12 protein-coding genes and 1 pseudogene are annotated in these 12,429 nt (G+C 72.3%); 3 read left to right on the top strand and 10 right to left on the bottom strand.

Going from position 1 to position 12,429, the window contains the following annotated elements; translation table 11 throughout:
• Positions 1-8 precede the first annotated feature (8 nt).
• Positions 9-419 (top strand): annotated as a pseudogene (locus ACF1FZ_RS23560) (ATP-binding protein); the annotation flags it as partial.
• A 2-nt stretch (positions 420-421) separates the two neighbouring features.
• On the opposite strand, the gene ACF1FZ_RS23555 reads toward ACF1FZ_RS23560, so the two are convergent.
• Positions 422-1,246, bottom strand: coding sequence for a serine hydrolase domain-containing protein (locus ACF1FZ_RS23555; protein ID WP_391775364.1), 825 nt, complete (start codon positions 1,244-1,246; stop codon positions 422-424).
• An 87-nt stretch (positions 1,247-1,333) separates the two neighbouring features.
• On the opposite strand from ACF1FZ_RS23555, the gene ACF1FZ_RS23550 reads away from it, so the two are divergent.
• Together ACF1FZ_RS23550 and ACF1FZ_RS23545 are read left to right on the top strand one after the other, a co-directional pair.
• A complete protein-coding gene (locus tag ACF1FZ_RS23550; protein WP_391775363.1) occupies positions 1,334-1,789 on the top strand; it encodes a MerR family transcriptional regulator in 456 nt (151 codons plus the stop codon).
• A gap of 4 nt (positions 1,790-1,793) precedes the next feature.
• The gene (locus tag ACF1FZ_RS23545; protein WP_391775362.1) at positions 1,794-2,810 is read left to right on the top strand and encodes an aldo/keto reductase; all 1,017 of its coding nucleotides are present in this window, start codon (positions 1,794-1,796) and stop codon (positions 2,808-2,810) included.
• A gap of 343 nt (positions 2,811-3,153) precedes the next feature.
• Here the strand turns inward: ACF1FZ_RS23545 and ACF1FZ_RS23540 are convergent, their stop codons facing one another.
• The 9 genes from ACF1FZ_RS23540 to ACF1FZ_RS23500 all read right to left on the bottom strand — a co-directional run bounded on the left by ACF1FZ_RS23540 (position 3,154) and on the right by ACF1FZ_RS23500 (position 12,368).
• A complete protein-coding gene (locus ACF1FZ_RS23540; RefSeq protein ID WP_391775361.1) occupies positions 3,154-4,020 on the bottom strand; it encodes a hypothetical protein in 867 nt (288 codons plus the stop codon).
• 172 nt (positions 4,021-4,192) lie between these two features.
• Positions 4,193-4,354, bottom strand: a complete 162-nt coding sequence (locus ACF1FZ_RS23535; protein ID WP_391775360.1) for a hypothetical protein — start codon at positions 4,352-4,354, stop codon at positions 4,193-4,195.
• A gap of 292 nt (positions 4,355-4,646) precedes the next feature.
• Entirely contained in the window at positions 4,647-5,855 is a 1,209-nt protein-coding gene (locus ACF1FZ_RS23530; protein ID WP_391775359.1) for an acyltransferase, read from the bottom strand.
• Positions 5,852-6,895, bottom strand: a complete 1,044-nt coding sequence (locus ACF1FZ_RS23525; protein WP_391775358.1) for an alpha/beta hydrolase — start codon at positions 6,893-6,895, stop codon at positions 5,852-5,854. Before ACF1FZ_RS23525 ends, ACF1FZ_RS23530 begins: the two co-directional genes overlap by 4 nt.
• A gap of 166 nt (positions 6,896-7,061) precedes the next feature.
• A complete protein-coding gene (locus tag ACF1FZ_RS23520; protein WP_391775357.1) occupies positions 7,062-7,742 on the bottom strand; it encodes a response regulator in 681 nt (226 codons plus the stop codon).
• The gene (locus ACF1FZ_RS23515) at positions 7,739-9,088 is read right to left on the bottom strand and encodes a histidine kinase (RefSeq protein WP_391775356.1); all 1,350 of its coding nucleotides are present in this window, start codon (positions 9,086-9,088) and stop codon (positions 7,739-7,741) included. Before ACF1FZ_RS23515 ends, ACF1FZ_RS23520 begins: the two co-directional genes overlap by 4 nt.
• Positions 9,089-9,221: 133 nt before the next feature.
• Entirely contained in the window at positions 9,222-10,145 is a 924-nt protein-coding gene (locus ACF1FZ_RS23510) for a DUF4429 domain-containing protein (protein ID WP_391775355.1), read from the bottom strand.
• A gap of 108 nt (positions 10,146-10,253) precedes the next feature.
• Positions 10,254-11,465 carry an alpha/beta hydrolase gene (locus ACF1FZ_RS23505; RefSeq protein ID WP_391775354.1) on the bottom strand — a complete coding sequence of 404 codons (1,212 nt, stop codon included), beginning with the start codon at positions 11,463-11,465 and terminating at the stop codon, positions 10,254-10,256.
• 234 nt (positions 11,466-11,699) lie between these two features.
• Positions 11,700-12,368, bottom strand: coding sequence for a TetR family transcriptional regulator (locus tag ACF1FZ_RS23500; protein ID WP_391775353.1), 669 nt, complete (start codon positions 12,366-12,368; stop codon positions 11,700-11,702).
• Positions 12,369-12,429: the final 61 nt, after the last annotated feature.

Here is a 12,429-nt window from a genome sequence, read left to right as displayed (position 1 = left end):
CTGGTGACATGAATCACGTATCCGATACCCGGACCGGTGACGCGGAGGCCGCGGTCTACCGCGCCGACCTCGCGATGGGGGAGCACTCCGCCCGTCATCTGCGCCGCATCCTCCGGCTGTATCTCACCGGCTGGGGCCTGCTCGACGTGGCGGACGCGGCGGAACTCGCCCTCACCGAGCTGATCGCCAACGTCGTACGGCACGTTCCCGGCCGCCGCTGCCAGACCCTCATCTTCCTGCTCCCGGCAGGAGGCGTGCGGGTGGAGGTCGCCGACCCCTGCCCCCGGCTGCCCCGCCCGGCCGTGGGGGACCCACTGGACGAGGGCGGGCGGGGGCTGCTGCTGATCGGCGCCGTCACCGACACCTGGGGCGTGGAGGTGCGCCGCGACGGCTGCGGGAAGACGGTGTGGTTCGAGTGCTCTCAGCGGCCCGAGGTGCCCAGCTCCGCCAGCACCGCGTCGGTGAACGGCGTCCAGACCTCGGCCGCCCACGGTCCGAAGGCGCGGTCCGTCAACGCGACGCACGCCGCGCCCGCCGTGGGGTCGATCCACAGGAACGTGCCGGACTGGCCGAAATGTCCGAAGGTCCCGGGGGAGGAGGAAAGCCCGGTCCAGTGCGGTGACTTGGAGTCACGGATCTCGAAGCCGAGTCCCCAGTCGTTGGGGTTCTGATGGCCGTAGCCGGGGAGCACGCCCTTGAGGCCGGGGTGGACGACGGTCTGCGCCTCCAGGACCGTCCGCGGGTCCAGGAGGCGCGGTGCCTGCACCTCCGCGGCGAACCGCACCAGGTCGTCGACGGTCGAGACACCGTCCTTCGCCGGGGAGCCCTCCAGGGTCGTCGACGCCATGCCCAGCGGCTCCAGGACGGCCTGGCGCACGTACTCGGCGAACGGGATCTCCGTGGCTTTCGCGATGTGGTCGCCGAGCACTTCGAAGCCCGCGTTGGAATACAGCCGCCGGGTGCCGGCGGGCGCCGTGACCCGGTGCTCGTCGAAGGCGAGACCGCTGGTGTGCGCGAGGAGGTGGCGGACGGTCGAGCCCTCGGGGCCGGCCGGTTCGTCCAGCTCGACGGCGCCTTCCTCGTAGGCCACCAGCGCCGCGTAGGCCGCGAGCGGTTTGGTCACCGAAGCCAGCGGAAAGCGGTGCGCGGTGGGACCATGGGTACCCAGGAGCGTGCCGTCCGAGGTGACGACGGCGGCTGCCGCGGTGGGGACGGGCCAGTTCTCGATCATCGCCAGGCTCTGCATGGGTACGAGCCTAACGGGAGCCCGAATCCGGGACCGGCCCTGATACCGCTTGCCTGGAGTGCACTCCAAGGTCCTAGCGTGGAGGACATGACGCTGATGGAAAGCATTTCCGCACGCACGGACACCTGCGCTTCGGCCCCGACCGCGCATCCGCGCCCCGAGGGCCAGGACCGCTACACCATCAGCGAGGTCGCCGCCTTCAGCGGACTCACCGCGCACACCCTGCGCTGGTACGAGCGGATCGGGCTGATGCCGCACGTCGACCGCTCCCACACGGGCCAGCGCAGGTTCAGCAACCGTGACCTGGACTGGCTGTCCTTCGTCGGCAAGCTGAGGCTGACCGGCATGCCGGTCGCCGACATGGTGAGGTACGCCGAACTGCTCCGCGAGGGGGACCACACCTTCGCCGAACGGCAGGAGCTGCTGGAGACGACCCGGCGGGACGTGAGGGCACGGATCGCCGAGCTCCAGGGGACTCTGGCCGTGCTCGACTACAAGATCGACTTTTATGGCGGCGCCCGTGCGGCGTCGGAAAGGGTCTGACGACATGAGCGAGACCGGAAAGACAGCGACCGTACGGCTCGGTGGCGACGGCCCCCAGGTCGGTGTGCAGGGACTCGGCTGCATGGGGATCAGCGAGTTCTACGGGGACACCGACGAGGCGGCCGCCCGGGACACCCTGGAGGCGGCGCTGGAAAACGGCGTCACGCTCTTCGACACGGCCGACATCTACGGGCGCGGCGCCAACGAGACCTTCCTCGCGCCGTTCGTCGGGGCGCACCGCGACGAGATCACGCTGGCGACGAAATTCGCCGTGGAGCGGACCGACGACCCGCACTACCGGGGCGTACGCAACGACCCCGCGTACATCCGTGAGGCCGTCGAGGCCAGTCTGCGCCGGCTGAACACCGATGTCATCGACCTGTACTACATGCACCGCCGCGACCCGCTCGTCCCGCTCGCCGAGTCGGTGGGCGCGATGGCCGAGCTGGTGCGGCAGGGCAAGGTGAAGCAGCTCGGGCTGAGCGAGGTCACCGGGGACGAGCTCCGCGAGGCGCACGCCGTGCACCCCGTCGCGGCCCTTCAGTCCGAGTGGTCGCTCTTCAGCAGGGACGTGGAGCGCAGCGGCGTGCCCGCGGCCGTCGAGCTCGGGGTGACCCTCGTGCCGTACTCCCCGCTCGGCCGTGGGTTCCTGACCGGGTCGTTCGCGGACGCGGCCAAGGACCTGGGGGAGGACGACTTCCGTAAGCACCAGCCGCGCTTCACCGGCGAGAACGCGAGGACGAACGCCGCGCTCCTGGAGCCGGTGCACGAGATCGCGGCGGCGCACGGTGTGACGGCCGCGCAGGTCGCCCTGGCCTGGGTGCATCAGCGGGCCCAGGTGCACGGCCTGACCGTGGTGCCGATCCCCGGCACGCGCAAGCGCAGCCGTCTGCTGGAGAACGTGGCGGCGGCCCGGCTCACACTGACCGGGCAGGAGCTGGAACTGCTGGAGCCCATCGCGGGCCGGGTGGCGGGGGACCGCTACCCGGACATGAGCAGCACGGCCACCGCGCGCGAGTAGCTGCGCCCACGCCTGCGGCCGAGGAGTTCCTGGCGGCCGGGGACTCCTCGGCCGGCTCACGGCCTCTCGCGTCACAGGAGCCGCTCGCACCCCCCCAGACGATGATGAAGGCGGCGGCGACGGCGAGCATGATGCCGGCTCCGAGCCGGTCCGGCCGCTGCCCGGCACGTGTAAGCGCAGCCGCCTGCCGGAGAACGCGGGGCGACCGGGCCGGTCCTGACCCCGCAGGAGCTGGAACTCCCGGAACCCGTCCCGGGCCAGGCGGTGGGGGCGGGCAGCCCGGGCATGAGCAGCACGGCCACCACGCGGGAGCAGACGGCTCCCGGCGGCCTCGGACCGGCGGTCAGCGCTCGGCCGGATAGTCGTGGGCCCACCTCTGTGCGACCGGATACCCGGAGCTCCCGAGCGTCGAATTGACCTGAGAGGGGAAAGAACCGCCGCCCTGGCCGTAAGGCGCGTACTGCACGTTCTCCCACTGCCCGTGGGTGCTGTCCGGGGGTGACCAGGAATGCTTCTCGTTCGGGCTCGGATAAAAGGGGCGGTCGAAGTTTCCGGTGTTCTCGAGGGCCCGGGTGAATTCGCCTGCGGGGCGCCGGTGGCGGCCCCGGTCGCGGCGCACCCGCGTGAGACGGCCGTCCGCGTACAGCAGCTGGGCACGGGAGACCAGTTGCGTCAGTCCGACGCCGAGTTGGGCGGCGAGGGCCGCAGCGTCGGTGCCTTTGTTCCAGCCGTCCACCAGCAAGGAGTCGCGGGCGTGTGACCACTCCTTCGTCTCCGTGGGCGCCGCAGGGCTCTCCTGCCGGGGCGCGAACTGTTCCACGCGGGGCGACGGAATGGAGGGCTGTTTGGGCTGCGGCCGTACGGTGACCGCGGGATCCGCCCCCCGGGGGGCGGACGGGGGCGCGCCGTTGCCGGAAGCGGACTTCGTCGCCGCGTCGACGTCCGGAGCACCGCCCGACGCGTGGCTGAGCAGTGCCCCGGCGAGCGAGCGGGCATCGCTCTTCCCGACGGTGCGACGGGCGATCCGCACCTCGCGTTCGTTCAGCCCCAGCAGTTCGGCGACCGCGGCGTCACTACCCACAGTGACGGCGAAAGCGGCAAGAGTCCTTGCACGCTCCGCCTGGGCCCCGTCGAACACCGACTGCGCCTCGCGCACGCGGTCGTCCGCACCGCAGAAGGCGTCGGCCAAAACGGCGTGCCGCTTCCACATCTCCCTGGCTTCCACAGTCGGACAACGCCGTTGCGGCTGAATAGGGTTCAGTGAGTTCCTGAAATGACCCGATTGGACCTGCGGGATCATACCTGACGAAAATCATCCCGACTGACATTCCCGGCCGTTCGTGCTTTTTGTTCGCGAACCGGGAGTGTTCGTGACCGTCCCGTCATCCGACCGGCATGATTTTCTGCAGGCGCAGTATCCGCAACGTCCGCTCCGTCTCCTCCTGATGGTGCCGGTAGGAGGTGAGCCGGTGCCATTCCGGATCCGGGACGCCGGGGAGCGTGTGGCCGCGAGCGACCCAGGTCCTGAACAGCTTTCCGTACATCGGCGTCTCCGTTCCCTCCCGGCCTGCTGCCGGGGATTCCGGATGCGGTCGCGACCCGGGCCGGGGTTCCGCAGTCCTGGGGCCGGGCACGCGTCCCGTTCTTCCGGACGCGTCCCCCGGAACGAAGAACGCGTAGCCGGTGCCCGTCACCGTTGCCGTTGCTGCCGGAGCATCAGGTGTACTCATGCTTCAGGAACGAACGCCCGCCCCGCTTGTCACTACTCGTGCAGGTGTCCCACGGCGACGGCTGCCTCCCGTGCGGCAGGCTCGGGCGAGCATCCAGGCGGTGGCCTCAGGCCGGCCGCAGGGCGAATACCGCGAAGCCCACCGCGAGCAGTCCGGCCGCCGCCCGGCGCGCATGCCCGGCACGGCTTACCGTCTCCCAGGGCGCCTCGAACCGGCGGGCGTAACGGGAGATCAGCACCAGCAGGGCGGCGAACAGCGGCATCCACGCCAGCCTGGCCAGGATCCAGCCGAGCGAGTCCGGACCGGTCGTCAGCCCCGGCACCGCGCCGGCGAACGACGCGGGGACGGCCGCGGCCAGCATCGCCGTCTGATGCCAGCACAGGATCGTCATCGCCGACAGGTTGATCACCACCACGGGAGCCCACAGCGCGGGGCGGCGCAGCGCTTGCCCGAGCCGGCCGTGCAGCAGGATCGCCGCACCGCTCTGCGCCGATGCCAGCGCGAGGACCAGCAGTGACGGGGGATGTGAATTGGTCCGCGCCTCACCCGGCACGCCGACCATGGACGCCGGGTAGTGGAAGGCCAGCAGCAGCACCGCGAACAGCGCCGTGCCACCGATCAGCAGGAGCCGGGCCCCGCGCCGGCCGATGCGGCCCTGCCCCCAGGAGACACCGAGCTGATAGGCGAAGAGCCAGCCGGGCAGGACGTTCAGCAGGCTCAGCCAGGACGGCACGGCCTCCGCGTACGGACCGTAGCGCAGGAAGTCGACGACGGCGACCGAGCCGATCAGCGGGGCCGCCGCCCAGCCGCCGAGCCACCGGGACAGCCGCACGCAGTACGGCGTGAGCGCCGTGACCACGGCGTACACCCCGACGAACCAGAGCGGCTGGATCACCAGTTTCGCCCCCGTGCGCAAGGTGGCCTCGGGCACCCCGACGGTGTACAGCACCGGGACCACCAGCGCCCACACGACGGTCACGCCGAGGACCGGCCTGCCCAGCCTGACCATTCGGGCGCGCAGCCAGGCGCCGGTGGTGGACGGCCTGCGGCGGTGGGAGAGGACGGAGGCGTAGCCGCCGACCAGGAAGAACACGCCCAGCATCTGGAGCACCCAGCTCACCGGCGAGAACACGGCGAACGTGGAGAGCGGGCTGGCGTTGTGCAGGGCGCCGTCGGCGTCCGGCGTGAATCCGCCGAGCAGCCAGTGACCGGCCGGGACGGCCGTCAGCGCCAGGGCGCGCAGCCCGTCGACCGCACGGTCGCGGTGGGCGGGAGTCCGCTCGTCGATCCGGGAGACGAGCTGCCGCACGCTCATCGGGAGACCCCCTCGGCGATGGCGGCGAAGGCGCGGAGCGAGTCCGTGCCGGGGACGAAGTAACCGGTGTGGCCCTCGGCGTCCCGCGCGGGTACCCTGCGGGCCCCGAAATCCGGGCCGGCCGGGTCGGCACCGTGCCCGAGACCCGCCACCTCCACATGCGGTACGTCATCGATCCAGTCGGTGTCGTCCTTGGCCGCCCAGACCCGCGCCCGGGTGCGCAGACCGGCCACGTCGTCGGCGCGCATCCCGGGGGAGCCGAGCACGACGAGATCCGTGGCGCGGAGCCCGGAGGCCGCGAGCCCGCACACCACCGAACCGTAGCTGTGGCAGAACACGACGGGTGCGGGCAGCCCGTCCGCCGCCAGCCCCGCCGCGAACCGGGTCAGCCGTTCCGCGCCCGCCTCCGCCAGCGTGCCCGTCGCCGCGTCCAGGCCGAGGCCGACCGGGGTGGTGTAACCGGCCCAGGCGATCACCGCGTTGCCCGGACCCGTCTCGGAGTACAGCGACTTCGCCATGCCCGCCGGAGTGCCGTACACGTCGCCGCGCCGGTCGAAGGTCCCGGCGTCGATGTCCGAGCCGGGCACCACGACGGACACGTGACGAGCGGAGCGCAGGTCTCCGAACACCTCGGCGACCTGGCCCCGCCCGCGCGGGTCGAACGCGAGGATCTGCCGTCCGGGTGCGGCGAGACCGGAGTACCGGGGGTCGTGGGAGGCGCGCAGGGCGCGGGCGTTCGCGCGGTAGCGGAGCTCCAGCGGGACCCCGTCCAGATTGCCGGTCACCAACGGGTGCCGCTCCAGAAGCGCCTGCCGCTCGGTGTCGCCCAACGTGCGGAAGAATTGCTGGACCTGATACGGCGTCGCCCGGGACGGATCGGGCAGCTCCCGTCCCAGCGCCCCGTCGGCGCGCCACGATGCGCTGCCGGGCGGCGGCCCGGTGACCGCCCGTTGGGTCTTCCCGGACGCCCAGCCGGCCGTCCCTGCCACCACTGCGGTCGCCAGTGCGACCGCGGCCAGCGTCCTCGCGAATCGGCGCATCGTGCCCTCCCCGTCCTGCTCGTGCACACCGCCCGGCGTGCAGGAGAGGAAGGTAGGGAGACGGTGGGGGGCGGGGCGTCACCCCGCGGAGCCAACTGTCCGGCGATACCGGAGTAGGGGGTGTACGGGGGGAGATCCCCACGCAGATCCGGGGGGCACCGTGACCTCACGCCTCCCCGGGCGTCACCAGCCCCGACTCGTACGCGAAGATCACGGCCTGTGCCCGGTCCCGGAGCCCGAGCTTGGCGAGCACCTTGCCGATGTGCGTCTTCACCGTCTGCTCGGCCAGCACCAGCCGCGCCGCGATCTCCTGGTTCGACAGGCCCCGGGCTATCAGCTCCAGGACCTCCGTCTCACGGGGCGTCAGGCCGTTCAGCCGCAGGGCGGATCCCCCCGACGGCGCCGCCGGCCGCTGACGCGCGAAGTCCGCGATGAGACGCCGGGTCACGGACGGTGCGAGCAGCGCTTCCCCCGCCGCCACGATCCGCACCGCCGAGATCAGGTCCGCCGGCGGGGCGTCCTTCAGCAGGAACCCGGACGCCCCGGCACGCAACGCCTCGTAGACGTAGTCGTCGACGTCGAACGTGGTGAGCATCAGGACCTTCGGCCGGTGGACCACACCCGCCGGCGGGCCCAACAGCTCACGGGCGGCTGCCAGTCCGTCCATCTCCGGCATCCGGACGTCCATCAGGACCACATCCGGATGCACCGTCCTGCTGACCTCGACACCCTTGCGCCCGTCCGGGGCCTCGCCCACCACGTCGATGTCGCTCTGCGCCGTCAGCAGCGCGGCGAACCCGGCCCGCACCATGGCCTGGTCGTCGACGATGATCACGCGGATGGTCACGGGTCCTCCGGATGCAGGGATGCCGAGGGCGGCTCGGGCGGTGGCAGCGGCAGCCGCGCGGCCACCCGGAAGCCCCCGTCCGGCAGGGGGCCGGTGCGGAGTGTGCCGCCGGTCAACCGTACGCGTTCCCGCATGCCCACCAGCCCGTGGCCCGTCCCCGACGTCTCCAGCGGCGAAACCCGTTCCCGCGGCCTGTCGTTGACGACCAGCACCGTCAGACGGCCGTCGTGCACCGTGACCGACACCCGCGTCCGCGCACCCGGCGCGTGCCGGACCACATTGGCCAGCGCCTCCTGCACGATGCGGTACGCCGACAGGTCCACCGCCTGCGGCACACCGCCCCGCTCCACCGCATCGGCCACCTCCGCCGCCAGCGACAGCTCGGCCGGGAGCCCGGCCCGCACCGTCGCCTCCACCAGCTGCTGCACCCGCTCGAGACCGGGCTGCGGGGCCAGTTCGCCCCGGCTGCCGTCACTGCGCAGCACCGACAGCAGCCGCCGCATCTCGGCCAGCGACTCCCGGGCCGCCGCCGCGATCGACGCGAACTCCGCCTGCGCCTCCTCACCGAGCCCGCTGATCCGGTACGGAGCCGAGTCGGCCTGCACGGTGATCACCGACATGTGGTGCGCGACCACGTCGTGGAGCTCCCGGGCGATCCGGGTGCGCTCCTCCAGCAGCGTGCGCTGTGCCCGCTCGGCCTCGCTGATGGTCCGCTGCTCGACGAGCCGGCGCTGTGCCTCGCTCCGCTCCCGTACCGCGGCTCCGCTCACGAGCACCACCGCGCCGAGTACGAACAGCAGGAGCGCGCCGCCGTCGCTGCGCGCCGGGGCGATCAGGTGCAGCAGCAGCCCGGCCGCGCCCGTCACCAGCCACACGCCGGTCACGGTCCGCCGGCTCTCGCGCAGTCCCAGGGCCAGCAGCACGAAGAGGTAGCCGACGAGGGCCGGCGGGGTCCACGGCCAGATGGTGCCCTGCTGCTCAGGCAGCGCCAGGAGCACCAGGGCGCCCGCGATGTCGGCGGTGCAGACGATCCACCAGGCCTGCAGGGGTCTGTGCGCCAGCATCAGCAGGGGGACGGCCTGCCCGGCGGCCAGGGAGCCGGCCACTCCGCCGGACACCCCGTAGTCGTTGGTCAGCACGTCGATGGTGACGGGGACGAAGACGGCGGCGAGGGCGATCACGACGGCGTACGGCAGCAGCCGCAGCCGGGGTCTCGGGGAATCGGCGAACAGCGCTGTCGGCGGATGGGACGCGTGGGACAGCCCGTGGGCGAGCTCGCGCAGATTGCGGCGGGCGGCGCTCAGCAGGCCGTCGGCGGGCGGGGGCCCGGCGGAGGAGGGAGGCATGACCGGGCCAGAGTAGGCACGCGGTGTGCCGGACGGCGTCATACCTGGGGGTGGACCACGGGCCCGGCCCCCGTACCGGGGTAGGGGGCGCGGAGCCCCTGCCGGCGCCGGGGCCGAGGACCCCGGGGCACCCCTACAGCTCGGCGAGGAGCTCCGCCTTCTTCGCGCTGTACTCCTTGTCCGTCACCAGACCCGCCTGGTGCAGGTCGCCGAGGTGGCGCATCCGCTCGGCGATGTCCGCCGGGTCGCGCCGAGCGCCACCCACCGGGACGGCCGCTGCCGTGACGGGGACCGACTGGGTCCTGCGCACCGCCTCCAGGACCGCCGCGGCGAAGGGCAGTGACTCGTGGACCGGCCCGTAGCCCAGACCGAACACGACAGAGGCGGGGTCCTGGTCCGGCTGGACCCGTGCCACGGCCGGCTGTCCCGCGCGGGACACCGGGCCCGTGGCGGGGCCGCCCGCCTCGGAGTCCGCCGCGCCGCGGGGCACCAGCCGGAGATATCCCTCGAAGGCCTCGGGCGAGCGCCACTCGATCCCGGCCAGTTCCGCCACGGGAAACGTCTGGTCGCCCGCCTTCCACTTGGCGCTCGACGCCCCCGTCCAGAACCACCGGAAGGAGACCAGGGTCCCGTCGAAGCCGGCCCGGCCGTCATACGCCTTGAAGTGCATCGGTGCCTCGGGGGCCGCCACCATGAAGCGTTCGGCGGGCCGGGACGCCTCCGGACCGAGCAGGGCACGCAGCTCGTCGGCGTAGTACTCGGCGAGTGTCTCGCGTTCGGCGGGCAGCACCAGGCGGTAGGGGTCGTCGCCCTCCTTGAGCTGCCCGGCCGCGGCCTCCAGCAGCGGATCGGCACCGGGTCTCGGCACCGCGCGCAGGACCACCGTGCCCCGCTTGCCCGGGGTGAGCGACACCGACGAGAGCGCCGCGTACGGAACGCGGCGTTCGTGCAGGCTCTGGAAGAGCCTCGGCGTACGGATCCCCCGTTCGAAGCGGATGAGCACGGAGTCGGTGTCGAACTCCCAGGTGGCATGAATTCCGGCCAGCACATCACCCATGTGCCTCATCGTATGTGGCACAGGCCCGCACGTCCCCCTTCGGTACAGGCGAAATCGGGCAGGACCGTTCGCCGCTCTTCACACGCGTCAGACGTGTTTCTACGCGCGTCAGACTTCTGGATCGCCGGAAATCTCCCGGTGGCACACCCCATCGGCGGTCGCGCAGCTGACCGAGTCGTAGGCACCCACGCCGATCGCGGCGAAATTGCTGAGGCTCTCCGTGCCCGGCTCGAAATAGCCGCTGTGCCCGACCGCGCCGCTCGCCGACACGATCCGCGCGCCGAAGGCCGGGTCGATCGGATCGGCGCCGTGTCCGAGCCCGCCGACCGCCATGTTCGGCACGTCCGCGATCCAGTCGCCGCCGTCCCGCATCGCCCACACCCTGGCCCGGGTGTGCAGGGCGTCGGCGGTGTCCGCCCGCATCCCGGGACTGCCCGCGACCGCGATGTCGGAGACCCTGGCCGGCAGTTCGTGCGCGGCCATCCCGCACAGCACGGAGCCGTAGCTGTGGCAGAACAGCGATACCCCCGACGTGCCGGGCAGCCCGTCCACCAGGGAGTTCAGCCGCACCGCCCCCTGCGCCGCGAGCCCGCCCAGCGCGGCGTCCATACCGATCCCCGCAGGCGCCGTGTAGTCGGCCCACGCGATGACCGCCGTACGCGAACCGGGGCGCGCCGAGCGCTCGGCGCCGTACAGCGACCGCGCCATGCCGACGGGCGCCGCGTTCCTCCTGATGCCGCTGCGCTCCAGCGTCAGAAGGCTCGTGTCGACGCCGGGCACGACGATCGAGACCCGCTCGGCCCGGTCGAGGTCGCCGAAGACCTCGGCCGCCCGGCCACGGCCCGACGGGTCGAAGGCGAGGATCTGCCGGTCACCGGCGAGCAGGGAGCGGAAGCGCGCCAGCCGGAGCACGGCCTGGTGCCGACCGTCCGGCGAGAGCCGTGTGTCCCGCGTCCGTTTCTCCTCCGCCGACTCCGCCTGCAGCAGGGCACGCCGGTTGGCCCGGTAGCGCAGGGTGACGGGCGCCCCGTCGAGATTCCCCACCACCAGCGGGTACTTGTCGGCCAGGGCGGTCCGCCGGCCCGCGGTGAGCGTCGCGAAGAAGTGGGCCAGCCGGTGCGCCGGGGCGCTCACGTCCGGAAGGGAGCGGCCGGCTGTCCGGTCCTTCGCCCAGGCGGCGAGCGCGGACTCGCGCAGCGACACGGCGTGCTGACTGCGCACGGCGGTCCACCCGGTGCTCGCCAGCATCACGAACACGACCGCGACGGCGAGCAGCGCTCGCCACGCGGTGAGAGTGGGGGAGGAGTCGAAGGAATTCACTGCGCCCCACCCTAGAAGACACGTGCGTGACGCCGAGGCGGGGGTGACGCGGATCACCCGACCGCGGGGAATCGGCCGTGCGTCCTTTACGCTCCGTGTGCGAAGACTTCACGCTCCACCGCTCCGGAGCCCTGCCCCGTACGCGAAACAGCGGGAGCGGCCGGAGCGTTGTGAGTTCGGTCATGCGCCGGCGACGAGGGGTGCGCCACAACTGCGAGGTCCGCGCGAGGGGGCCTACGCGGTGCGCCAGCTTCCGGAGAGCGCAGGTCCGAGCTGGTCCAGGTGGAGTTCGGTCAGTTCCCGGAGCGTGTCCTCGCCCGCGTCCTTCCGCCGCCCCCACAGCTGCCCGGTCAGCCGCATCACCCCGGAGAAGGCGGCGACGGCGACCCGGGGGCGCGGGTCCACCTCCAGGTCGAGTCCCTCACGCTCCGCGATCAGCGAAGCGATCTGCTGCTCCAGCCCTATGTGGCGCCGCATGTGGGCGGCGTGCAGTGCGGGGGTCGATTCGATCACCCGGTAGGCGCGCATCTTGAGTTCGGCCGTGACGTCCTCGCCACCGGTCTCGGAGGCGGTGTTCCACGCGTTCAGAGCGGCCCGGCGCATTGCCTCGACAGGGGCCTCGGCGGCGGGACGCCGACGCAGTTCCTCGAGGAAGCGCCCGTCCACCGCCTCCTGGACGGCGAAGACCACGGCCTCCTTGTTCGCGAAGTAGCGGAAGAAGGTGCGCTGGGAGACCTCGACGGCCTCGACGATCTCGTCGACGGTGGTCCGCTCGTACCCCTGGGTGGTGAAGAGCCGGAGGGCGGTGTGCAGCAAGGCCTCGCGGGTGCGCCGTTTCCTGCGTTCCCGCAACCCGTCCGGAGTCCCCGGTGCGGGAACTCCGGCTGTCTGCCTGCGTGTCACGTGCCAGACCTCTTCTCGCTGCTTTTCCCTGCTCAGCCTACCTGTGAGCTAAGTGACAGCT

The sequence above is a fragment of the Streptomyces sp. NPDC014623 genome, from assembly GCF_043088245.1.
GTDB lineage: Bacteria > Actinomycetota > Actinomycetes > Streptomycetales > Streptomycetaceae > Streptomyces.
The sequence above is the reverse complement of the archived record's forward strand: the minus strand, read 5'-3'. Positions and strand labels throughout refer to the sequence as shown.